Genomic DNA, 22014 nt, shown 5'->3' with positions numbered 1-22014 from the left:
GCCGGCCGACCTGCCGCACCACCAGGCGGCAGCAGGATCCGAACCGGCGCTCAGGTCTGAACGGCGAGGGACGGTAGACCGCCGAACGACCGAGAGAGCGCTCTCATCGTTCCGCAACCCGACCCCCCACTGTCAACACCCCACACCTGTCGGCTTTCCGACACGCGTGGGGTGCGTGCAGCGGTGGTCAGGCCGGCGCGTCTCCGCGCGGGGCGCTCTCGCCGACGAGGCCATCGATCGACTCGCGGATGAGGTCGGCGTGGCCGGTATGCCGCGCGTACTCCTCGATCATGTCGACCAGGATGAAGCGCAGGCTCGGTGCCCGCCCGTCCCGCGAGACCCGCTTGGCGAGCTGATCCACGCCGCCGGTGGTCAGCGCTTCGGCGACTGCACTACGCGAGCGCTCGACGGACGCCCGCCAGAGCCCCATGAGCTGCTCGGGGGAGTCGTCCGCTGCGCTTTCCCAGTCCCAGTCGGGGTTCGCGTCCCAGTCGACGGCGTCCCACGGCGCGCCGAGCTCCCGGTCGTGCAGTCGCCCGGTGAAGTAGTCGTCCTCCACGAGCGCCAGATGCTTGAGCAGGCCGCCCAGTGTCACGGTCGACGGCGGGTGCTGCATCGTGAGACCGGCCGCGTCGAGACCACCACACTTCCAGGCGAAGGTACGGCGGTTGCGCTCGAGTGCACCGAGCAGAGTGTCGACTTCGGTGCCGGCGATTGGTGGTTCCTCGAGAGGCTTGGTGTCCATGCGGAGCACGCTATCGGCGGTTCCGGACGGTCGACCGCCGGAATGCCGAGCCCTGCCCTTCTTCTCTCAACCGCTCGACCTTTCTCAACCGCCCGCGCTCTCTCAGCCGCTCGCTCTCGCGGCCTCGGTCAGCCGGTCTGGGTCGGGGGCCAGCGTCTGGTGGAGTGGGGGTCGTCCAGGGCGACGAATTCGGGCGCAGTGAGTGGGCGGACCGATGCTTCGATGGATTCCATCGCGGTTAGTTCGGCTTCGGTGACATGGAGGTCGCGGAGTTTGCGGGCGGTGATGAAGACGCGTCGCTCGAACGAGCCGACGGTGCCGTTGTAGGCCTCGACAGCGGCGGTCAGCGAGCGACCGACCCGGCCGAGGTGATCGCCCATGGTGCCGAGACGTTCGTACAGCTCGCGGCCGAGCTCGAAGACCTGCTGGGCGGACTCGGTCAGCGCCGACTGGTTCCATGCGTACGCCGCCGCGCGCAGGGTGGCGATCAGCGTCGTCGGCGTCGCCAGGATCACCCGGCGCTCAGCGGCGTACTCGAGCAGGGACGGCTCGACGTCGAGCGCCGCGGACAGGAACGACTCGCCCGGCACGAACAGGATGACGAACTCCGGTGAAGGCGACAGTCTCGTCCAGTACGCCTTCGCCGACAGTTGATCGACGTGGATCCGCAGATGCCGGGCGTGGGCCCGCAATCGGTCCTCGCGGAAGTCGGCGTCGTCCGACTCGGTCGCCTCCAGGAATGCTGCCAGCGGCACCTTCGAGTCGACGACGAGATTCTTGCCCTCGGCAAGCCTCACGACAAGGTCCGGCCGCAGCAGCCCGTCCTCGCCGACCGTCGTCGTCTGCTCGGTGAAGTCGCAGTGCGCGACCATCCCGGCCAGCTCGACAGTCCGGCGCAGATGCAGCTCACCCCAACGCCCGCGCACCTGAGGCTTGCGCAGCGCGGTCGACAGCGACGCCGTCTCGCGCCGCAGCGCCTCGCCGCTCATCCGCACTTCGTTGACCTGTTGATGGAGTTGGCTCTGCCAGGCCGCGCGACCTTGCTCGAGCTGATTCAGCTGTGCGTGCAGGCGATCCAGCGCGTCCTTCACCACCGCCTGTCCGGACATCTGCTGTCCGACCGCGGTCCGCTCGCCGGTCAGCTCCACCACTCGATCCTCGGCCGCATCCCGCTCAGCCGTCACGCGAGCCAGCTGAGCCCCGTCGCGCCCGCGCACCCAGAGCACACCGAACACCGCCCCGAGCAGCAACCCCACCACGAGGAAAAGCAGCACCAACAACACCGTCGTACCGGTCATGTCACAGATAGTGCCGAACTCCACCGACAGTTTTCGGCGCATCACGCCGGAGGGCGGGGAAAGTGCCGGAAGAATGCCGCCTCGGTGCCGGGTGTGGACCGGGTTCGATCGGCAAGCTGAAAGTCAGCAGTCCATGGCTGGGAACGAGTAGCCCTGGGCTTTGAGGACGGGCAGGACCCTGTCCAGGGCGGCGACCGTCTCCGAGCGGTCTCCGCCGCCGTCGTGAAGGAGGATGATGTTGTGGTTGTGCGCGTGAGTCAGGATGTTGTGCACGATCGCCTGGGTGCCGGGGCGGGCCCAGTCGCGGGGGTCGACGTCCCAGAGGACCTGGACCATGCCGGCGGCCTTGATGTCGGCGCGGACCTTCGGGTTCGAGGCGCCGTACGGCGGGCGGAAGCAGGTCGACCGCGGTCCGTCGAAGATCTCGTGGTGCCGCCTGGCCGGCGAGATCGCGGTCAGCTGCGGGTGCGTGATCGAGTGGCTGCCGATCGTGTTGCCGGCGGCAAGCACCTGCTCGCGCAGACCAGGGTGCGAGGCCTGCATACCGCCGAGCTCGAAGAAGGTCGCGTGGGCGCCGTGCTTCGCCAGCGTCTGGAGGACCTTCGGTGTCCACAGCGGGTCCGGACCATCGTCGAAGCTCAGGAACAGGACCCTTTTGTTGCCTGTGGCAAGCGCTGCGGTCGGGTTCGGGGCGGGCCGGTGCGGCGTCGACGGCGGAGCGTTGACGCTGGGGGTCTCGGTCGGTGTCGCGGACGGGGAGATGGGCGAGGTCTGCGTGGTCGCGGCGGCCGGCTTCGGCGGCCGCGAATGTCCGAGCGCCAGGACCAGCAACGATCCGACGACGACGGTCAGCGCCACCCCGGTCGCGACGAACGCGGCGAACTTTCGGGACATGATGCTCCCTTGCAGATCGGGCGGATGTTCCCCAGTCGCTCCCGCTCAGGAGCCTTACATGGAAGGAGACGCCCTACTGTCCGCTCCGGTTGGCGCCGTCATGTTGCGGTGAGGTCTCAGCCACCGTCGCAGTCTCCGCCGGGCTCTTCGCCGCGCGCTCTGCCGTGGTCTCTGCAGCGCTCTCCGCCGGGCTCCCTGGCGCGCTTTCCGCCGGGCTCCGTGTCGCTCTTTCCGCCGGGCTCCGTGTCGCTCTTTCGGCCGCGCCGAGGTCGGCGGGCGTGATGGTGGTGGCCTGCGGGGTCGCGACCGTTGCGGGTGTGCCGCGGTGGTAGAGGCGGCCTTCGAGGGACTTGATACTGGCGACCAGGACGAAGCTCATGCTGACCAGCAGGGCCCACGCGCCGAACTTGGCCGGGTGGACGAGGTGCCAGACGTTGACCTGGTCGGGGTAGTTCCACGCGTCCAGGAAGGTGCCGAAGTTCTCCGCGATCCACAGGAAGAAGCCGATCAGTCCGAACGCCACCGCGAGCGGCATGCGATGACGCCGTACGCCGACCGTGTAGAAGACCCACGTACGGCGGAGCGCGATCAGGAGGCCGAGTGCGATCGGGATGCGCAGGTCGGGCAGCCAATGGTGGGTGAAGAAGTTCGTGTAGATCAGCACGGCGAGGATCGTGGTCAGCACCGGGCGGTAGCCGCTCACCCGCAGGTCGAACCGTCGCCAGGCCTGACAGAGGTAGCTGCCGACCGCGGCGTACATGAAGCCCGCGAACAGCGGCACCCCGGCGAACTTGGTGACCGCGTCGCCCGGGTACTGCCATGACCCGATCTGCACCTTGAACAGTTCCAGCCCGAGGCCGATCAGGTGGAACGCGAAGATCACCGCGACCTCGCGCCATGTCTCCAGCCCGACCACCCAGAAGAGGAGTGTCAGACCGAGGCAGTAGAGCAGCAGAGCGTCGTAGCGGGCAATCGGGAGGTCGACGTACTTCGAGATCGCGAGGCCGGCGAACAGGCACGCGGGGAACAGGCACGACACCAGTTCGAGCCACCCGAACCGCAGGAATTGGAGGCAACCGAACACGAAGCGTGAGAGAACTCGGCCGGTGATCTTCCAACTGGTCACAGAGTGGAGACGTCGCTTGCCCTCGACTGGTTGGGACGGATAGATGATTCGGCAAGCGATGGGGAGGTGCCGCGATGGATCCCAAGGTGGTTTGCGAGACAGACCGGCTCGTCGTGCGCGACTGGGTGGACACCGACGAGGACCGGGTGTTCGACATCTACCGCCGCTGGGAGGTGTCGCGCTGGCTCGGCGCCGAGCCGCGGGTGATGGCCGACCGCGGCGCCGCCGCGAAGGTGATCGAACGCTGGAACGCGCGCAACCAGGACCCGACGTACGGCGTCTGGGCCGTCGAGGAACGGTCGACAGGCACGGTCGCGGGAACCGTCCTCCTCGTGCCACTGCCCCAGCCGTCCGACGGGACCGCAAGCAAGGGCGAGATCGAAGTCGGCTGGCGCTTTCACCCGGACGCGTGGGGCCGGGGCCTGGCGACGGAGGCGGCGCGCGGCGCGATCGCACACGGCTTCAAGGCCGGACTCGGCGAGATCTACGCGGTGGTCCGCCCGGACAACGCCGCCTCGCTCGCCGTCTGCCGCCGCCTCGGCATGCGCTCGATCGGCCGCACCAACCGCTGGTACAGCGCCGAACTGGAGGCCTTCCTGCTCTGAAAGCCTCCGGATTGGGGTGCGAGGGCCCCGGCCGCGTAACCTTGACGCCCGTGGCACTCACCATTGGAATCGTCGGGCTCCCCAACGCGGGCAAGTCCACCCTGTTCAACGCGCTGACCAAGAACAACGTGCTCGCCGCGAACTACCCGTTCGCGACCATCGAGCCGAATGTCGGTGTGGTCGGCGTGCCGGACGCACGGCTGGGCAAGCTGGCCGAGCTCTACAACTCCGCGAAGGTGATCCCCGCCACCGTGCAGTTCGTCGACATCGCCGGGATCGTCCGCGGCGCGTCCGAGGGTGAGGGGCTGGGCAACAAGTTCCTCAGCCACATCCGCGAATCGGACGCGATCTGCCAGGTCACCCGGGTGTTCCGCGACGACGATGTGACGCACGTCGACGGCAAGGTCTCGCCGGCCGACGACATCTCCACGATCCAGACCGAGCTGATCCTGGCCGACCTGCAGACCGTCGAGAAGGCGATCCCGCGGCTGGAGAAGGAAGCCCGGCTGAAGAAGGAGAGCGCCGTCGTACTGGAGGCGGTGCGGGCCGCGCAGAAGCACCTCGAGGCCGGTACGCCGATCATCGCGACCGACGTGGACCGCGACGCGATCCGCGAACTCATGCTGATGACGGCCAAGCCGTACCTGTTCGTCTTCAACTGCGACGCCGACGAACTCACCGACGAGCCGCTCAAGCAGCAGATGCGGGATCTGGTTGCGCCGGCCGAGGCGATCTTCCTGGACGCGAAGTTCGAGGCCGAGCTGGTCGAGCTCGGCGACGAGGACGAGGCACGCGAGATGCTCGCCGAGATGGGCATCGACGAGCCCGGCCTCGACGTACTGGCCCGGGTCGGCTTCGACACCCTCGGCCTGCAGACCTACCTCACCGCCGGTCCGAAGGAATCTCGCGCCTGGACGATCAAGCGCGGCGCCACCGCCCCCGAGGCCGCCGGCGTCATCCACACCGACTTCCAGCGCGGCTTCATCAAGGCCGAGATCGTCTCCTACACCGACCTGATGGACGCCGGCACCATGACCGCCGCCCGCTCCGCCGGCAAGGTCCGCATGGAGGGCAAGGACTACGTGATGCAAGACGGGGACGTCGTCGAGTTCCGCTTCAACGTCTGACGGGAAGAAGCGACGATGCTTGACGCGCTGCCCTGTACCGAAGGTCAGATCCGCGTCCGCACTCTCGAGTATGGCGATGCCGCCCTCTTCGCTCGGGGATCCAGCGATGAGTCAGTCAAGCGGAACGGGCACCTACCGCTCTCCGACTACACGGAGAACGTTGTTCGGGAGCAGATTGACGGTGCCATCGCGGACGGGCTCGCTGACGGTTCTTTGGCTGTGCTCGCAATCGCCGACGCCGGCTCTGACGAATTCCTCGGCAGCATCGTCCTGTTCAACGTGAGGGCGGACAGGGCGGAGGTCGGATTCTGGTTGGCTCCTTGGGGCAGGGGGAGAGGCGCGGCCCGGGACGCTCTTTCGGCGGCCGCGCGCATTGCGGCTCGCCAGGGGCTGACCTTCCTGGAAGCCAGGACCGCCCCAGACAATCAAGCGTCGCGACGGACCCTGCTCAGCGCCGGCTACCGTCAGGTGGGCGAGCCCCAGACCGTGACCGCACCGTCCGGAGCGGTGTTCACCGCCCTGACGTTCGAACGCTCGGTGGCGGAGCCCCGCTTCAAACGTCTAGCTCCCATCGCTTCAGCGTGTAGTTGCTTCGAAGATGGTCCAGGCGGCTTCGCGGACTAGATCTGTTAGTTCTGGTGGGGCTAGGACTTGGGCGTTGCCGGCTTGGGCGAGGACGGCGGCGCAGGCTTCGTGGGGGTTTTCCAGGTCGGTGTGGATGATCCACCAGCCGTCGGTTTCCGGGTGCATCGGGGCGGTGGGGCGGAAGCGGCGTACGGCGTGGTCGCGGACGCGGAGGACGATGGGGTACGACGGGCGGGTGGCGCGGAACTCGCGTTGGGAGGCGGCCCAGTGGCCGGCGAGGTCGAAGTCGGGTGGTCTGGTGAAGGTGTCGTCGGTGAGAGTTGCCGAGGTCAGGCGGCCTAGGCGGTAGGTGCGGAGTTGGCCGTCGGTGCGGGCGGCGACCAGGTACCAGGTGCGAGCTTTGGCGACGAGGCCGAGGGGCGCGACGGTGAAGGGGTCGGTCCAGTCGGCGTAGGTGATCGTGATGCGGCGTTCCTCCCAGACCGCCTCGCGGCACAGGTCGAGCCAGCGCGGCACCTCGCGCCGGTCGTCCCAGCCGGCGTGATCGATCAGCAGTCGCTGGCGGGCGAACTCGGCCTCCCGTCGCGTCCCCTCGGGCAACGAGGCGATCAGCTTCGACACGGCCTGATCGCTGGACGCGTCGAGACCCAGATCGGCCAGTACATGGGCGGTCGCACCGACGAAGACCGACATCACCTCGGACGGCGTGAGCCCGGTGAGCCGGCTCCGGTAGTCGGGGAGCAGCGCCCACCCACCACCGCGGCCGCGGATCGAGTAGACAGGAACGCCGGCCAGGCTGAGTGCATCGAGGTCGCGCTGCACGGTCCGCGGCGAGACTTCCAAAGACTGCGCGAGCTGGTCCACTGTCGACTGACCGCGGGTCTGCAGGTGGAGCAGCAGTCGGAGGAGACGTTCGGCGCGCATGGTTTCGACTATCTCAGGAAAACAAGCCATCAGCTGGCGTGTTTTCTTTCTACGGTCGGCGCATGACTGTTGTCGAGGTCGACCAACTGTCCATGTCCTACAAAGCCCCGGTCCGCAAAGGCGGCCTCCGCGCGGCATTGGGTTCCCTGGTGCGGCGTGAGTATCGCGAAGTCCAGGCACTCGACCAGGTGTCGTTCACGATCGAGCCGGGTGAGGTCGTCGGGTTCATCGGTCCGAACGGAGCCGGCAAGACCACCACGATGAAGATCCTGTCGGGCATCCTGCACCCGACCGGCGGCCAGGTTCGCGTCCTCGAGTCCGTCCCGTGGCAGCGTCGTTCGATCTTCCTGAAGCGGATCGCCTTCGTCCGTGGCAGTCAGCCGGTCGGCGGTTCCCACGAACTGACCGCGATGGACTCGCTCGAGTACCAGCGCCTCCTCTACGACATCCCGCACCCGGACTTCCGCCGTACGCTCGGCGACCTGGAAGAACTGCTGAAACTCGGGCCACTGCTCGAGCGGCAGTTGCGCGCGCTGAGTCTCGGTGAGCGGATGCGGGTCGGGCTCGCGATGGCGCTGGTCTACCGGCCCGAGGTGCTGTTCCTCGACGAACCGACCATCGGGCTCGACGTCACCGCGGCGAGTCAGATCCGCGAGTTCGTCGCCGACTACGTGCGGCAGACGCGCGCCACGGTGTTGCTGACCAGCCACTACATGGCCGATGTCGCGTCGTTGTGCCCGCGCCTCATCCTGATCGATCGAGGCCGGGTCGAGTACGACGGTCCACTCGCGGAGCTGTCCGCGCGACTGTCGCCGTACAAGCTGATCCGGATCGCGGCGCGCGGTGACGGCGACCCGGACGAGTTCGGCGAAGTGGTCGAGTCATCGGAGGGCCAGTGGGTGCTCCGGGTCCCACGGGATGAGGTCGCGCAGACGACTTCTCGACTGCTGCAAGCTCTCGACGTCGTGGACCTGTCGATCGAGGAACCACCGCTGGAGAAGGTCATCGATCGGGCCTATCGGGAAGGCCTGCGATGAGAACTGCGCACCTGCTCGGGTTCCGCATCCGTCAACAGGTGCTGGATTGGTCCGGCGCCTGGTGGTTCCTGCTGACTCTGGTCGTCCAAGCGGTCGTCGCGCCGTTGATCGGGCTGTTCGTCTGGTCGGCGGTGTACCCGGACGATCCGGGGATCGCGCGGTACTACGTCGCCATCATCCTCGTGACGCTGATGACCGAGTCGTTCGAGCAGCACACCTTCTCCGAACGGATCTACGACGGGACACTCAGCCACGAACTCCTCCGCCCGCAGCCGGTGGTGATCGGCGTACTCGGCGAGAATCTCGCCATCCGGGCCTGGCTCACCCTGCTCGGTGCGCCCATCGTGCTGTTGACCGGGATCTCGCTCCAGGCCGGCTTCGACTGGCGGTCGGTGCTGCTAAGCGTCCCGTGCGTGGCACTCGCCGCGGTGCTTGTCTTCTTGTGGACATTCCTCTTGTCGACGACCGCGTTCTGGACCGATCGCGTCCATGCGGTCGTGGGCTTCGGCAGTCAGTTGATCTTCCTGTTCGGTGGTACTGCGGCGCCGATCGACTTCCTGCCGGACCTCTGGCGCCGGATCGCCCAGGCGTCGCCGTTCTACGGCATGAACGGTCTCCCGGCCGAGATTGCGGCTGGTACGCCGTACGAAGGATCGCTGACGGCCGCCCTCGGATATCAGCTCTTCTGGGTGGTGGTGTTGATCGTCGTTGTCTCGGCGGTCTGGCGAGCCGGCGTACGGCGGTACACGGCGGTGGGATCGTGAAGCTGCTTCGCCTGCTGGGTGCGGGCTTCTCGATGTCGTTGCGCCGCAGCGTCGCGTTCCGGATCAACCTGGTCTTCGACGTGTTGCTGGCGTTCACCGGTCTCGGTACGGCGATCGCCGCCGTACTGATCGTGTTCACCCGGGCCGACAGTCTGGCGGGCTGGTCGAAGGCGGAGTTCCTGGTGCTGATCGGCACGTATCAGTTGATCACCGGGTTGCGGGGGACGTTCATCGATCCGAATCTGTCCTGGTTCCCGGAGACCGGGATCCGCAACGGCCGGCTCGACGGGTATTTGTTGCAGCCGGCATCCACTTTGTTCCTGGCGAGTCTGTCGCTGTCGTCGCCGTTGGCGTTGATCCAGTTCCTGCTGGGGCTCGGGCTGCTCGGGTGGGGGATCGGCGCGGCCGACGCGTCGCCGAGTCCGGGCGGTGTGGTGAGCTGGGTGGTGCTGGTCGTGGCGGCGCTGGTGGTGACGTGGGCGCTCGGCGTGTTGCTGGCTTGCTTGGCGTTCTGGGCGCCGAAGTTGCAGCTCGACGTGTTCTACCACTCCGCTTGGCAGCTCGGGCGGTATCCGACGGATGTGTTCGCCCGACCGATCCGGGTGCTGCTGACGTATGTGTTCCCGATGGCGCTGATCGCGTCGGTTCCAACCGCCGCCTTGCTGGGCGGTCGTCAACTTGGTGTGCTGATAGGCGGGGTAGCGGCGGCCGCAGGTGCTGCTGCACTGGCCGCGCTGGCCTGGCGCGCGGGCCTCCGCCGCTACACCGGTGCCACCTCATAGGTGTGCAGATCGACAGGAGGTAGAGGGTTCGCAGCGGTTCCCCGGCCACTGGACAGGCGGGGCGGAGCATATGCGTAGACCTCTACGTCCTGTCGAACGGCACAACCTGTCGACGTGGTGCTTCGGAATTCGGTCGCCGGGAAGTGGATGGTGGGGTTAGCGTCGCGGGATGGTTGACGCTTTGTTCGGGGTGCCTCGGTTGGTGGCGGTGTATGACGCGCTGGATGCGGATCGCGGCGATCTGGAGCATTACGCCGCGATGGTGACGGAGTTCGGCGCGCGGCAGGTGCTGGATGTCGGCTGCGGGACGGGTGAGCTGGCTTGTCTCCTGGCCAAGGACGGCATCGAGGTCGTCGGGGTCGATCCCGCGGCGGCGTCACTGGAGGTTGCTCGGGGCAAGGAGTTCGCCGATCGGGTGCGCTGGATTCACGGTGACGCGACGACGTTGCCGCCGTTGCAGGTCGACCTCGCGGTGATGACGGGGAACGTGGCGCAGGTGTTCCTGACCGATGAGGAGTGGTCGGCGACGGTGAGCGGCGTACAGGCCGCCCTTCGGCCCGGCGGCCGGTTCGTGTTCGAGACCCGCGATCCGGCGCAGCGGGCCTGGGAGGAGTGGACGCGCGAGAACACGTACCAGCAGAAGTCGGTCGCGGGCGGCGAGACGGTCGAGAGTTGGTCCGACCTGATCGGCGTGGAGTTGCCGTTCGTGTCCTTCCGGGGCACCTACGTCTTCGGGTCGGATGGCGCCGTACTCACGTCGGACTCGACGCTGCGATTCCGCGAACGGGGTGAGCTGGAAGAGTCGTTGGCCGGGTTCAGCATCGACGAGGTGCGGGCGGCTCCGGATCGGCCGGGCAAGGAGTTCGTGTTCGTGGCTACGCGGCAGTGAGGAGCGCGGTCAACGTGTGGTGGGCGGTGCGGGACATGACCGGGTTGGTCTCGACGTAGTACCAGAGGCAGTTGACAGCCTGGGCGAAGGCCCAGCCCAGGCCGCGACGCCACTCGTCGTCGTCACTGCCGAGCGCGGCACGGAAGGTCGAGCGGGCTCGTCTGTCCAGAAGGTTCCAGGCGGCCTGGAGATCGATCGCCGGGTCCGCGACGGTGAGCGTGCCCACGTCGATGACGCCGGCCAGGCGGCCGTCCGCGACCAGGAGGTTGCCCGGCATCAGGTCGCGATGCGCCCAGACATCCGGCTCGGTGCGCGGGGTGGTGCGCAGCTCGGCCCACAGGCGGGCGAGCGCGTCGACGTCGATCATCCCGCGATTGCGCTCGAGTCCGTCGGCGACAGCCTCGTCCTGCGACGTTAGCAGGCCGCCCCGCCATGGGCCGGTGAACACGCGGCCCTCGGTCGGCGCCGCTCGCAGTGCCAGCACGAACCGGGCCAGATCCTCGGCGAAAGCGGTCGATCCGGCGACATCCGCGTCGTACGCGATGGTCCCGTCCAGCCACCTGTAGACGGCCCAGGGCAGCGGGTACCCCTCACCGGGCTCGCCGATCGCAATCGGTTCCGGCGTCGGGTACGGCGACATGGCGCGGAGCCGGCGTGCGGCGTCGGCCTCGTCCTCGAGCTCCTTGCGCGTCGCAGCCTGGTCGCCGGGCATGATCCGCAGCCGCGCGACCAGTTCGTCGCCGATCCGGAACAACGCGTTGACGGTGCCGTGCGAAGGAACGGCGCGGATCGCGAGAGCGCTCCACTCGGGGAACTGCTCGCGGATCAGACCTTCCACCAGCTCGGTCGTCACGTCCAGCTGCCCAGCATGCATCGCCACGCCCTGCAGTATCCGCGAGCCCACAAACTGCCGCACGTCAATTAGCGTGCGGTCAGACGAGGAGAGTCGGGGCGATCCGTGCTGATCCGATGCCGCGATGCTGAGCCGAAGTGGCGGGTCGGTGCCTGCGTTGCTTCCTCGAGACACGCTGCCATTCGTCAGGGGAGAACTCGGAGAGCAGGTACTCGCGGGTGATCGCCGGCAGACGGCGGTCGCGGACGAGCGCGGCGATGGGCGCGCACGACCTCCAGCCGCTGGCGGCGGGCCGGTCGACCTCGGAGGCGACGAAGGCGTTCATCCCGGGCCACGCTAATGAGCCCCGTCCGACAGTCCTCAGTGGGTGGCGAGTGGGCGGGCTCGGTCGGTGGCCAGGCGGATGGCGAAGACGGCGAGCGCGGTGCCCGTGACGTACCGATGGATACGCATCCAGGTCGGGCGGCGGGCGAGGAAGACGGCGATCGAGCCGGCGGTGATGACGAAGACCGCGTTCATCACGACTCCGACCGTGAGCTGGGTCAGGCCGAGGACCAGGCTCTGCGCGCCGAGGTGACTGCGGCCCGGGTCGAGGAACTGGGGGAGCAGCGAGATGTAGAGGATCGCGATCTTCGGGTTCAGCAGGCAGGTGAGCAGGCCCATGCCGAACAGCTTCCGCGGACGGTCGGGCTCGAGCTCCTGGGTCGCGAAGACGGAGCTCCCGCCGGGGCGCAACGCGTTCCAGGCGAGCCAGAGCAGGTAGGCGGCGCCCGCGAGCTTCAGAGTCAGGTAGATCTCCGGGACCAGCGCGAACAGCGTCGCCAGACCGACACTTGCCGCCAGGAGGTACACCAGGAAGCCGATCCCCACGCCCGCTAGCGAGATCAGCCCGGCCCGGCGACCCTGGGCGATCGACCGCGACACCAGGTAGATCATGTTCGGCCCCGGGACGATCACCAGACCCAGCTCGACCAGCGCGATCCCGAGCATCGCCTCACCACTGACCGGCACCCTCGTCCCCTTTCCTTGATTCCGTCACGAACCTAACAGCGGGCGGCGACCGTCCCGCGGGAGTTTCCCCAGGCTGAGATACCTTGCCCGGATGAGCGACCAGACGTGTATGCGTTGCGGTGAGCAGGTGGAGTCCAGCCGCGAGGATTACGAGGTGTTCGAGCGCATGCACTGGGACTGCTTCCACTACGCGTACGAGCACGATCTCAACGGCGAGGTGGCCGAATCTGAGGACTGTGGTCAGCCTGGCTGCCCGTCCGGTGAGCCTGGGTGACGGTATTCCAGTCGCGGTCTGTCCTTACACTCAACTAGCGTGGTGTCCGTACGCCTGACGGTTTGTGAAGGAGACGGTATGAGCGACAAGTCCAGCGAGCCGGCGGACGATCTGCAGAAGAAGTTCCGGGAAGCACTCGAGAAGAAGAACGCCCACCACAACGCGCACCCGGGATCGGGGACGCGGCGTGAGGGCGTCGGCGAGGCGCACAACGACAAGCAGAAGCGCCAATTCCGGCGCAAGTCCGGCAGCTGATCCGCCAACTGTCCATCCATCCGCCTGAGCCCTGGGTTACCGCCCAGGGCTCGACCTTTTCCACCCCGACCTCCACCCAGCGGCCACCCACTCCCAGCCGCGGACCCCACCCGCCGGCTCGCCCACTCCCAGCCGCGGACCCCACCCGCCGGCTCGCCCACTCCCAGCTGCGGACCCCACCTGCCGGCCCGCCACTTCCCGGGACCTTGAACCCCATCTGGGGACCTGGGACAAGTTATTTCCTGTGCGAACGCCCCAGATCCTGTCCGAGCTCCCGGTACCGGGCTCGCTGAGGCAGCCGACGGTTCCTGTCCTGGCCCGCCAGTTCCCGGGGGCTCGGACCTCGTCTGGGGACCTGGGACAAGGTATTTCCTGTGCGAAGGTCCCAGATCCTGTCCGAGCTCCCGGTACCGGGCTCGCTGAGGCAGCCGACGGTTCCTGTCCTGGCCCGCCAGTTCCCGGGGGCTCGGACCTCGTCTGGGGACCTGGGACAAGTTATTTCCTGTGCGAACGCCCCAGATCCTGTCCGAGCTCCCGGTACCGGGCTCGCTGAGGCAGCCGACGGTTCCTGTCCTGGCCCGCCAGTTCCCGGGGGCTCGGACCTCGTCTGGGGACCTGGGACAAGGTATTTCCTGTGCGAAGGTCCCAGATCCTGTCCGAGCTCCCGGTACCGGGCTCGCTGAGGCAGCCGACGGTTCCTGTCCTGGCCCGCGAGTTCCCGGGGGCTCGGACCTCGTCTGGGGACCTGGGACAAGGTATTTCCTGTGCGAAGGCCCCAGATCCTGTCCGAGCTCCCGGTACCGGGCTCGCTGAGGCAGCCCACGGCTCCTGTCCTGGCTCGCCAGTTGCCGGGACCTTGAACCCCGTCTGGGGACCTGGGACAAGGTATTTCCTGTCCGAGGTCCCGAGATCCTGTCCGCGCCCCGACTCCCCGCCGCGGCCGAGGCGGGGGAGCTGGTGGGAACCGTCGTACTGGTGGTCAGCCTCGGTCGGGTGTGGGGTTGGGGTGCTGAGTGGTAAGCAGGCCGGCCAGCCGGCCGATCTCGGGCTCCCAGCCCATCAGGTGGTTTGCGGCGTCCTCGGCGGTCGCGAAGCCGGTGTGGGTGAGCAGCATCCGGGTGCCGCCCTCGGTCTCGGACAGTTCGACGTCGACCCGGGTGGGCTCGTCGTCGGTGCCGTCCCACTTCCAGCTGAACGCGAGCCGGTACGGCGGCTCGACCTCGAGATACGTGCCGCGGACGACATGCGGCCCCATCTCGACCACGTAGTCCCCGCCGACCCGGACGTCGGCGCTGACCTTCAGCTCCCAGGCCGGGTTCGGGCAGTACCACCGGGTGAGCAGGTCGGCCCGCGTCCAGGCGTCGTACACCTGCCCGATCGTTGCCGGCAGCACCCTGTCGATCCGCACCTCAGTGTCCATGGCCGTCCCCTCGCAACAGTTCTTCCAACCGATCCACCGTGCTGTTCCAGTACGCCGACATGTCCCCGAGCCACTGATCGACCTCCGCGAACGCCTCCGGGCGGATCGTGCACACCACGGTCCGGCCGACCTTCCGCCGGCTCACCAGCCCGGCGTCGACCAGCACTCCCACATGCTTGGTCATCGCCGGCAGCGTGATCCGGTGCGGCCCGGCCAGCTCGCCCATGGTCGCGTCGCCCCGGCTCAGCCGGCTCACGATCGCCAGCCGGGTCGGGTCCGCGAGCGCGCCGAAGGTCGTTGTCAGCACCCGCAACACTTCACCAAATGGTGAAGTGTCTGTCAAGACCGCCGGCGAACGTAGGCTGACCGGTATGAGGCAGCCGTTCACCGAAACGAGTGGGATCGCCCGGCACTGGGGCTTCGAGGACCTCGCGGAGAATGGGCCGCTGCAGTACCTCACGCTCTTCACCGGTGTCCCGGTCTGGCTGGTCACCGGGTACGCCGAGACCCGCGAGCTGCTCGCCCACCCGGACGTGGTCCGGTCACCGATGGACGGACCGCACCGGGACACGGTCGAGGACGAGCTGATCAGCCGCACCGAGCGGCACATGCTCGGCGCCAACCCGCCCGACCACACCCGCCTGCGCAAGCTGGTCACGGCTGCCTTCACCCGGCGCCGGATCGAGGCGCTCGAGCCGCGGATCCGCGAGATCGCCGCCGGACTGCTGGACGAGATGGCCGCCGCGGGCAGCCCGGTCGACCTGGTGAACGCGTACAGCTACCCGCTGCCGATCACCGTCATCTGCGAGCTGATCGGCATCCCGCCGGTCCGCCGGGAGGATTTCCGTCGCTGGTCCTCGGTGTTCGTGAACGCGACCATGCACACTGCCGAGGAGTACGTCGAGGCGACCACGCTGATGCTCGGCTTCGTCCACGAGCTGATCGAGCAGAAGCGCACCGCCCCGGCCGACGACCTGCTGTCCGGCCTGATCGCGGCCCGCGACGGCGGCGATCGGCTCAGCGAGGACGAGCTGACCTCGATGATCTTCCTGCTGCTGGCCGCCGGCCACGAGACCACCGTCAGCCTGATCACGAACGGCGTCCTCGCGCTCCTTCGGCATCCGGACCAGCTCGCCCTGCTGCGGGCCGAGCCGGATCGCCTCCCGGCCGCCGTCGAGGAACTGCTGCGGTACGACGGCCCGCTCCAGGCGGCGATCCCGTACATCGCCCAGGCGCCGATCGACATCGCCGGCTCCCGGATCGGGGCCGGTGAGGTGATCGTCTTCGCGTTGCTGCCGGCCAACCGGGACGCGCGCAAGATCGACCGGCCGAACGAGCTGGATATCACCCGCACGGAGAACGCCCACCTCGCGTTCGGACACGGGATCCACCACTGCCTCGGTGCGCCGCTGGCCCGGCTGGAAGGCCGGATCGCGCTCGGCATGCTGTTCGAGCGGTTCCCCGAGCTGCGGCTGGCCGAACCCGACCGCGATCCGGACCGCACTCCGGGCCTGCTGATGAACGCGATCCGGGAACTGCCCGTACTGCTCTGACCACAGCCCGGCGTGCGGGCTGAACGTCCGATGAACCCCTGCTGAATCACAACGGTGGGATTGCGGCCCTGTTGGCGCGGGATGGCATCCTTGGCCGAGTGACAGACCTGATGGAGATCGCGCGACACCTGCTAGGCGTTGCGATGGCCTCGCACTGGTTGCTGCTCATCCTGTTCGCGGCCGCCGCGATCGACGCCGTCTTCCCGGTGGTGCCGAGTGAGGGCATGGTCGTCACCGCGGGCATGGCCGCGGCCGCCGGCCACCAGAACCTGCTGCTCGTGATCACGGTCGCGATGGTCGGCTCCGTCATCGGCGAGACCACCTGCTACTTCATGGGCCGCGGCTCCGGCCCGGCGCTGCACCGCTGGATGAAGCGGCAGGAGCGCCGGCAACAGATGTACGACAAGGTGTCGGCCGCGCTGCACTCCCGCGGCGGGCTGATCCTGATGACCGTGCGCTACATCCCCGGCGCGCGGATGGTCGCGACGCTGACCGCGGGCGCGACCCGGTACTCGTTCAAGAAGTTCATCGTCTTCACGTTCTTCGGTGTCACGGTCGCCTACACGTACGTCGCCCTGCTCGGCTACCTGGGTGGCGACGCGTTCGCGCACGACTCGCTGAAGGCGCTGGCGTTCAGCCTGAGCCTGGCGGCGCTGATCGGTCTGCTGGTCGAGACATCCCGCCGGATCGCGGTGAAGCGCCGCGCGGCCAAGGTCACGAGCGCCTAACGATCCACCCCCGGGTTTCCACCCGGCTGCGTGTCCAGGACCGACCTGAGCAGGTCCGCATGCGTCAGTAGTCACGTGGTGAGGCCTGGGGCGAACCTCTTGGGCGCCGCGCTCGTACTGGCGGCGCTGCTGGCCGGATGCGCCGACGTACCTCTGGAAGGCGCTCCAAGCCCGAGCAGTACGCCGACCAAGCCGACACCGACCCGCGGCCCGACTCACGGGCCGAGTCCGAGTCCGACGCACAGCCCGAGCACACCGCCGCCGGTCACGCCGACACCACCGCCGGGGCCGCACCTGGCGGCCGCGGCCCCGATCACCCGTTCGTTTCCTGGCCGGCTGCCGAGTGGCAAGCCACCCCTGTTCGTCGTCGTCTCGTTCGACGGCGCGGGTGATCTCGCGCTCTGGGCGCGCTGGCGGGCCGTGGCCAAGCGGGTCAACGCCCGGATGACGTTCTTCCTCTCCGGCCCCTACCTGTACCCCGGAGACCATCGCGCCGACTACAAACCGCCGTACCACCACCCCGGCGCTTCAGACATCGGCTGGGGCGACTCCGGCAGCGTGCTGGCGCGGACGACGGTGCTGCGGCAGGCGATCGCCGAAGGCCACGAGATCGGCACGCACGCGAACGGTCACTTCTGCGGCACGACCGGTATCGGCCGCTGGACGACGGCGCAGTGGACCGCGGAGTTGAGCGCGTTCGACCAGATGGTGCGGACCGGTCCGACCCTGGCCGCGGGCAAGGCGGTCGCACCGCCGTTCGACCCGGCGACGGTGAAGGGGATGCGGACGCCGTGCCTCGAGGGCAATCGACCGGCGTACCGGCAGGCGATGGTCCAGCGGGGCATGCTGTACGACGCCTCCGCGCCCGGGTACATCGCCTGGCCGAAGAAGGTCAACGGCCTGTGGAACTTCCCGCTGCAGTCGGTCACCCTGGCCGGCACCACCAAGCCCACGCTGACGATGGACTACAACCTGTGGTTCAGCCAGACCGGTGCGCGGGTGGCGCCGGTCGCGCAGGCGCCCGCATTGAAGGCGCAGGTACTCGCGACCTACCGGCAGGCGCTCGCGAAGTCCCGCGCCAATGGCAACCCGCCGCTGTTCCTCGGCAACCACTTCAACCGCTGGAACAACAGCGTGTACTCGGACGCGCTGACCACCTTCGTCGAGGAGACCTGCACCCAGCCCGACGTCCGCTGCGTCAGCAATATGGAGCTCGTCAGCTGGCTCGCCAAGTACGGCGTACCGTCCGGGCGGAACCGCCCGACCTAGAGCCGTAGGTACCCGTACGCGCTCTGCCAGGTGCCGCCGTCCTTGATCCGGCCGACCACGAGACGTTGCAGCGTGGTGTCCTGCGGCAGCTCGTCCAGGTGGTCGGTGCCGTGGGTGCGGAAGGTGAAGAAGATCGCGCCGTCCTGGCTGTCGGTCGGTTCGCCGTACGGCGTGAAGCGGCGGCCGAACCGGACCATGTTCGAGTCCTGCGGCAGGTTGTCGAGCAGGTACGGATCGATCAGCCAGGACCACAGGTTCGCGGTCTTCACCGGGTACTCGGGGAAGTACTGCGGGAAGAACTCGCGGGCCTGCGCGAAGCTGTCGTCGACCGCCTCGGGGGTCAGCGGACCAGTCTCCGGGATGTGGACACCGATGATCCATTCACCCGGCTCGGTCCCCGGCACCGGCTTGTCCGCCGGGACCTGGTGCAGCAGGAACTGCAGCCGGCCGAGCGCGTAGATCTGGCCGGTCCAGGCGATCGTCAGCCACCAGTGCGTCTCCAGGGAGTACTCGCCGTGCGTCCGGCGACTCACCTTCAGCTGCTGACCGAGGTCCGCGAGCGAGGCCCAGCTGATCTCGTCCGGGATCCCGCGCTCGGAGTGGAACCGGCGGATGTCGGGCACGGTGTCCAGGAACGCCTGCACCGAGTTGCGCGGATCCTCGGGCATCCGCAGCTCCGGCTCACTGCCGAACTTCCCGATCTCGGCCCGGATCTGATCGGCCAGGTCCTTGACGATCGCGGGATCCGCGGCGAACGCCTCGGCCGCGTCCCGGTCGGCATCGTCGAAACCCAGCAGGCGGTATTCATCGGCAGTCGTCACTCGTCAACCGTAGCCGATTCGGACGCGCCAGAGACTTACGATCTACCTCGTGGGCTACCAGCGCTTTTCGCCGCCCGAGCACCTGCGCGACCTGGTCGAGCATGTCTGGCTCGTAGAGTCTCCGCCGCTGCCGTCACTGCGTCGGGACATCCTCATCCCGAACGGGCGCCCCGGCCTGGCCGTCGCACTCGCCGACCCGGGGACGCGGCACGATTCGGTGACGGGGACCGAGTGGCCGAACGCGGCGTCGGTGTTCGGGATCATGACCCGCCCGCAGGTGATCGGCCAGACCGGTGCGTCCAGCTACGCCGGCGTGGAGTTCAAGCCGTGGGGGATCGCGGCGCTCGGTCTCTCCACCCTGCTCGTCGACGAGGTGCTGCAGTTCTCCGACTGGGTCGGTGAGGGTACGACGGCTGCACTCGTCGACGACCTGCGCGCGGAACCGTTCGGCCAGTCCCGCGCGGACCGGCTGGCCGCCTTCCTGTCGCCGCGACTGGATCCGGCCCGGGCTGTGCCGGTGGTCGCGGCCGCGGTACGCGTGATCGACGACGCGTTCGGCGGTACGGCGGTCGCCGAGGTGGCCGAGCAGACGGGGACGTCGTACAGCACGCTCTATCGGTTGTTCCGGCTGAGCCTGGGGATCGGGCCGAAGCAGTACGCCGAGATCATCCGCTACTACCACTTCGTCGGCGGGCTGCTCGGTGGTCCCGCGGATGCTCAGGCGACGTTGTCCGCGTTGCACGGGTACTACGACCAGGCGCATGCGGCCCGGGACTTCAAGCGGTACACCGGTGTCAGCGCGACGTCGTTCCTCGCCGTACAGAACGGGATCGCGGCGTTGATGCATGGAAGATCCGTCCAAGACGACGCGGCCGCCGACGGGTGAGGATCGGTCGCATGGGACGAATCATCCACATCGAAATCGTTGCCGCGGACCACGACCGGGCGGCGGACTTCTACAGCAAAGTCTTCGGCTGGCAGGTCACGCCGGCGCCGGTGCCGGAGGGGTACCTGCTCGCCCACACCGGTGAAGGTGAAGGCATCGACGGCGCGATCATGAGCAGCCGCTACCAGACGCAGCCCACGATCGCCTGGATCGACGTCGACGACATCGAGACGACGCTGGACACGGCGCGGGGTGCCGGTGGCGAGCCGGTCGGTGAAGTGCAGGAGCTGCCAGGTGTCGGGCGGACCTGCTATCTGCGCGACACCGAGGGCGTGCTGATCGGCCTGCGTCAGCGCTCCTCGTGGACGACCTTGGGTCAGCCGGCCGCGGTGTCGATGTGGCGGGCCAGGACCAGGTCGTCGTCGGTGATGCCGCCGGCGTCGTGGCTGCTGATCCGGAACGTGATGGTCGTGTAGCGGATGTCCATGTCCGGGTGGTGGTTCATCGACTCGGCCAACTGGGCGACCGTGGCGACCAGGCGGATGCCGTCCAGGAACGTGTCCTTCTTGACGCTGCGGACCAGTTCCTTGTCCACGACCTTCCACTCGGGCAGGTGGTCACGGATCGCGAGATCGATCTGGTCGTCGGTCAGCAGCTCAGCCATGAGCTCACTCTAGACCCCAATCTGTGTCCAGAAAGCCAGCCGGTGCTCCTGTGCGTAATCGACCGGGTGGATAGCGTCCGGCGCCAGTGACAGAACGGTGTCAGGGGTGGTGAACCTCGGCCATTCCGGCAGTCCGGCGCCATTGGGATCACCGTGTCGGGCGAACGTGGCCCAGTAGCGGATCATCGTGTCGGACAGGGCGACCTGCGCTTCTGTCATGGCGTTCTCGTCCGTGCGGAACACGTATTGCACATCGCCGGCGTGCCAGGCGCCGGGCCGGAATCCCGGCGGGAACGGGATGTCCAACGGTGCGCCGCGGTCCGCGAACTCGTAGAACCAGAGCGGGTTCTTTGCCGAGAGCAACTGATTCTGCCGTAGTTGCGCGCGGGCCCACATCCGGTCGGTGACCACGGACGCCCAGGCCAGCGCCGGCGTCGGGTAGTCCTGCAACGGATACTCCGCGCCGATCCGTGCGGCCTCGTCACCGAAGGCGGTCTGTAGCAGCTCGGGGTAGTTCGTGGCGGTCACCGGACTGCCGGCCAGTTCCCGGAAGAAGGCGACGAACGTGGTGTGCTCGTCCCGCGTCGTACCGGAGAGCACCGGGACGTCGGCGAACTCGCCGGCCTCGAGGGCCTCCGCCGGATCCGCGGGAAGCTGGTCGTTGCCGAGGGCGTACGGCTGGAAGATGTTCATCACCTGCGGTACGGCGAGGAGCTCGTCGACCGGGATCGCGCGCAGGCCCGCGAGATCCTTGCAGCCGAGTTGCTCCGCGAGCGCGGCGCCTTGGGTCTCGGCGGCCGAGGTGGTGGTCCAGCCGTACCAGGGGAGGGCTGGGATGCCTGGGTAGACGACACCGGCCGGCATGTCCATCAGGGTGAAGCCGCTCTGCATGATCACCTTGTGGAACAGGCCACGCGACTCCTTCGACATCAGGTGTGCGCTGGTCGCGGTGGCGCCGTACGAGACGCCGAAGAGCGTGACGTTGCCAGGGTCGCCGCCGAACGCGGCCGCGTTGCGCTGGACCCACCGCAGGACGGCCCGCTGGTCCTGCAGGCCGATCGTGCCGGAGTCCCGCAGACCGGGGTAGCCGAAGGCGCCGAAGACGCCCAGGCGGAAGTTGAACGTGATGACCACGACGTCGCCGTCGACCGCGAGCCGGGTCGGGTCGAACTGGTCGCCGGAACCGATCGCGCCGTCGCCGTGGATCCACACCATCACCGGCTTGCGGTGCTCGGGTGACGCGGTGGCCGGGGTGGTCACGTTGAGGAACAGGCAGTCCTCGTTCGTGCCGGCGAGATCGGCGATGGCGTTCTTGAGCTGAGGGGCCGGGCTGCCGGGTTTGGTCGCATCGCGTTCGCCGGCCCACGGCCGGGCGGGTTGTGGGGGCGCCCAACGGAGATCGCCGACCGGGGGAGCGGCGTACGGGATGCCCTGGAAGACGCGGCGATCGGGGTGGACGATGCCACGGACTGTGCCGGTGTCGGTCTGGACTGTCGCGTTCACG

Annotated in this window: 27 protein-coding genes; 14 read left to right on the top strand and 13 right to left on the bottom strand. The window is 68.2% G+C overall.

Translation table 11 applies throughout. The features are described 5' to 3' along the window. Positions 1–187: 187 nt before the first annotated feature. From OG558_RS02400 to OG558_RS02385, 4 genes are all read right to left on the bottom strand, one after another. A complete protein-coding gene (locus OG558_RS02400) occupies positions 188–745 on the bottom strand; it encodes a DinB family protein (RefSeq protein WP_405068736.1) in 558 nt (185 codons plus the stop codon). Positions 746–873: 128 nt separating this feature from the next. After that, complete coding sequence (locus OG558_RS02395; RefSeq protein ID WP_405068735.1) at positions 874–2043, bottom strand: DNA recombination protein RmuC; 1170 nt, start codon at positions 2041–2043, stop codon at positions 874–876. Positions 2044–2166: 123 nt separating this feature from the next. Continuing rightward, the gene (locus tag OG558_RS02390) at positions 2167–2937 is read right to left on the bottom strand and encodes a polysaccharide deacetylase family protein (RefSeq protein WP_405068734.1); all 771 of its coding nucleotides are present in this window, start codon (positions 2935–2937) and stop codon (positions 2167–2169) included. Between the two features lie 73 nt (positions 2938–3010). Then, positions 3011–4063 carry a DUF817 domain-containing protein gene (locus OG558_RS02385; protein ID WP_405068733.1) on the bottom strand — a complete coding sequence of 351 codons (1053 nt, stop codon included), beginning with the start codon at positions 4061–4063 and terminating at the stop codon, positions 3011–3013. Positions 4064–4137: 74 nt separating this feature from the next. On the opposite strand from OG558_RS02385, the gene OG558_RS02380 reads away from it, so the two are divergent. Genes OG558_RS02380 through OG558_RS02370 form a run of 3 tightly spaced genes read left to right on the top strand, consistent with a single transcriptional unit; the run spans position 4138 to position 6419 of the window. After that, positions 4138–4668 carry a GNAT family N-acetyltransferase gene (locus OG558_RS02380; RefSeq protein ID WP_405068732.1) on the top strand — a complete coding sequence of 177 codons (531 nt, stop codon included), beginning with the start codon at positions 4138–4140 and terminating at the stop codon, positions 4666–4668. A 50-nt stretch (positions 4669–4718) separates the two neighbouring features. Continuing rightward, entirely contained in the window at positions 4719–5795 is a 1077-nt protein-coding gene (gene ychF, locus OG558_RS02375; RefSeq protein WP_405068731.1) for a redox-regulated ATPase YchF, read from the top strand. A 15-nt stretch (positions 5796–5810) separates the two neighbouring features. Continuing rightward, positions 5811–6419, top strand: a complete 609-nt coding sequence (locus OG558_RS02370) for a GNAT family N-acetyltransferase (protein WP_405068730.1) — start codon at positions 5811–5813, stop codon at positions 6417–6419. Here the strand turns inward: OG558_RS02370 and OG558_RS02365 are convergent. Beyond that, a complete protein-coding gene (locus OG558_RS02365) occupies positions 6372–7304 on the bottom strand; it encodes a helix-turn-helix transcriptional regulator (RefSeq protein ID WP_405068729.1) in 933 nt (310 codons plus the stop codon). The two genes, OG558_RS02370 and OG558_RS02365, sit on opposite strands and share 48 nt — an antisense overlap. A gap of 62 nt (positions 7305–7366) precedes the next feature. Here OG558_RS02365 and OG558_RS02360 point away from each other — a divergent pair, with 62 nt between their 5' ends. The 4 genes from OG558_RS02360 to OG558_RS02345 all read left to right on the top strand — a co-directional run bounded on the left by OG558_RS02360 (position 7367) and on the right by OG558_RS02345 (position 10776). Beyond that, entirely contained in the window at positions 7367–8341 is a 975-nt protein-coding gene (locus tag OG558_RS02360) for an ATP-binding cassette domain-containing protein (RefSeq protein WP_405068728.1), read from the top strand. After that, complete coding sequence (locus tag OG558_RS02355) at positions 8338–9105, top strand: ABC-2 family transporter protein (protein ID WP_405068727.1); 768 nt, start codon at positions 8338–8340, stop codon at positions 9103–9105. The genes OG558_RS02360 and OG558_RS02355 overlap by 4 nt, the downstream gene beginning before the upstream one ends. Beyond that, positions 9102–9887, top strand: a complete 786-nt coding sequence (locus tag OG558_RS02350) for an ABC-2 family transporter protein (RefSeq protein WP_405068726.1) — start codon at positions 9102–9104, stop codon at positions 9885–9887. Before OG558_RS02355 ends, OG558_RS02350 begins: the two co-directional genes overlap by 4 nt. A gap of 169 nt (positions 9888–10056) precedes the next feature. After that, positions 10057–10776, top strand: coding sequence for a class I SAM-dependent methyltransferase (locus OG558_RS02345; protein WP_405068725.1), 720 nt, complete (start codon positions 10057–10059; stop codon positions 10774–10776). Here the strand turns inward: OG558_RS02345 and OG558_RS02340 are convergent. The 3 genes from OG558_RS02340 to OG558_RS02330 are packed head-to-tail and all read right to left on the bottom strand — an operon-like array spanning position 10763 to position 12640. Continuing rightward, a complete protein-coding gene (locus tag OG558_RS02340; RefSeq protein WP_405072102.1) occupies positions 10763–11650 on the bottom strand; it encodes an aminoglycoside phosphotransferase family protein in 888 nt (295 codons plus the stop codon). The genes OG558_RS02345 and OG558_RS02340 overlap by 14 nt on opposite strands. Before the next feature lie 58 nt (positions 11651–11708). Next, positions 11709–11954 carry a hypothetical protein gene (locus OG558_RS02335; protein ID WP_405068724.1) on the bottom strand — a complete coding sequence of 82 codons (246 nt, stop codon included), beginning with the start codon at positions 11952–11954 and terminating at the stop codon, positions 11709–11711. 35 nt (positions 11955–11989) lie between these two features. Then, the gene (locus tag OG558_RS02330; RefSeq protein WP_405068723.1) at positions 11990–12640 is read right to left on the bottom strand and encodes a LysE family translocator; all 651 of its coding nucleotides are present in this window, start codon (positions 12638–12640) and stop codon (positions 11990–11992) included. 91 nt (positions 12641–12731) lie between these two features. Between OG558_RS02330 and OG558_RS02325 the strand changes: the two genes are divergently transcribed. Both OG558_RS02325 and OG558_RS02320 read left to right on the top strand, forming a co-directional pair. Beyond that, positions 12732–12914, top strand: coding sequence for a hypothetical protein (locus OG558_RS02325; RefSeq protein WP_329481294.1), 183 nt, complete (start codon positions 12732–12734; stop codon positions 12912–12914). A gap of 78 nt (positions 12915–12992) precedes the next feature. Further along, positions 12993–13169: a DUF5302 domain-containing protein gene (locus OG558_RS02320; RefSeq protein WP_158441106.1), complete on the top strand. Its 177-nt coding sequence runs from the start codon at positions 12993–12995 to the stop codon at positions 13167–13169. Positions 13170–14148: 979 nt separating this feature from the next. Here the strand turns inward: OG558_RS02320 and OG558_RS02315 are convergent. Both OG558_RS02315 and OG558_RS02310 read right to left on the bottom strand, forming a co-directional pair. Next, the gene (locus OG558_RS02315; RefSeq protein ID WP_405068722.1) at positions 14149–14589 is read right to left on the bottom strand and encodes an SRPBCC domain-containing protein; all 441 of its coding nucleotides are present in this window, start codon (positions 14587–14589) and stop codon (positions 14149–14151) included. Beyond that, positions 14579–14896, bottom strand: a complete 318-nt coding sequence (locus tag OG558_RS02310) for an ArsR/SmtB family transcription factor (protein WP_405068721.1) — start codon at positions 14894–14896, stop codon at positions 14579–14581. The genes OG558_RS02315 and OG558_RS02310 overlap by 11 nt, the downstream gene beginning before the upstream one ends. Positions 14897–14960: 64 nt before the next feature. Here OG558_RS02310 and OG558_RS02305 point away from each other — a divergent pair, with 64 nt between their 5' ends. The 3 genes from OG558_RS02305 (at position 14961) to OG558_RS02295 (ending at position 18139) form a co-directional block, all read left to right on the top strand. Continuing rightward, a complete protein-coding gene (locus OG558_RS02305) occupies positions 14961–16142 on the top strand; it encodes a cytochrome P450 (protein ID WP_405068720.1) in 1182 nt (393 codons plus the stop codon). A gap of 98 nt (positions 16143–16240) precedes the next feature. Further along, positions 16241–16870, top strand: a complete 630-nt coding sequence (locus OG558_RS02300; RefSeq protein ID WP_405068719.1) for a DedA family protein — start codon at positions 16241–16243, stop codon at positions 16868–16870. Between the two features lie 75 nt (positions 16871–16945). Further along, complete coding sequence (locus OG558_RS02295; RefSeq protein WP_405068718.1) at positions 16946–18139, top strand: hypothetical protein; 1194 nt, start codon at positions 16946–16948, stop codon at positions 18137–18139. Here the strand turns inward: OG558_RS02295 and OG558_RS02290 are convergent. Further along, a complete protein-coding gene (locus OG558_RS02290; RefSeq protein ID WP_405068717.1) occupies positions 18136–18960 on the bottom strand; it encodes an acyltransferase domain-containing protein in 825 nt (274 codons plus the stop codon). The two genes, OG558_RS02295 and OG558_RS02290, sit on opposite strands and share 4 nt — an antisense overlap. A 49-nt stretch (positions 18961–19009) precedes the next feature. On the opposite strand from OG558_RS02290, the gene OG558_RS02285 reads away from it, so the two are divergent. Together OG558_RS02285 and OG558_RS02280 are read left to right on the top strand one after the other, a co-directional pair. After that, entirely contained in the window at positions 19010–19846 is an 837-nt protein-coding gene (locus OG558_RS02285; RefSeq protein ID WP_405068715.1) for an AraC family transcriptional regulator, read from the top strand. An 11-nt stretch (positions 19847–19857) separates the two neighbouring features. Then, complete coding sequence (locus OG558_RS02280) at positions 19858–20322, top strand: VOC family protein (protein ID WP_405068714.1); 465 nt, start codon at positions 19858–19860, stop codon at positions 20320–20322. Here OG558_RS02280 and OG558_RS02275 read toward each other — a convergent pair. Beyond that, a complete protein-coding gene (locus tag OG558_RS02275) occupies positions 20223–20510 on the bottom strand; it encodes a 4a-hydroxytetrahydrobiopterin dehydratase (RefSeq protein ID WP_328526809.1) in 288 nt (95 codons plus the stop codon). The two genes, OG558_RS02280 and OG558_RS02275, sit on opposite strands and share 100 nt — an antisense overlap. 9 nt (positions 20511–20519) lie before the next feature. Beyond that, a complete protein-coding gene (locus OG558_RS02270) occupies positions 20520–22013 on the bottom strand; it encodes a carboxylesterase/lipase family protein (RefSeq protein ID WP_405068713.1) in 1494 nt (497 codons plus the stop codon). Position 22014: the final 1 nt, after the last annotated feature.

The sequence above is a fragment of the Kribbella sp. NBC_01510 genome (genome assembly GCF_045040325.1).
Lineage (GTDB): Bacteria > Actinomycetota > Actinomycetes > Propionibacteriales > Kribbellaceae > Kribbella.
This window is presented reverse-complemented; position numbering and strand designations above follow the sequence as displayed.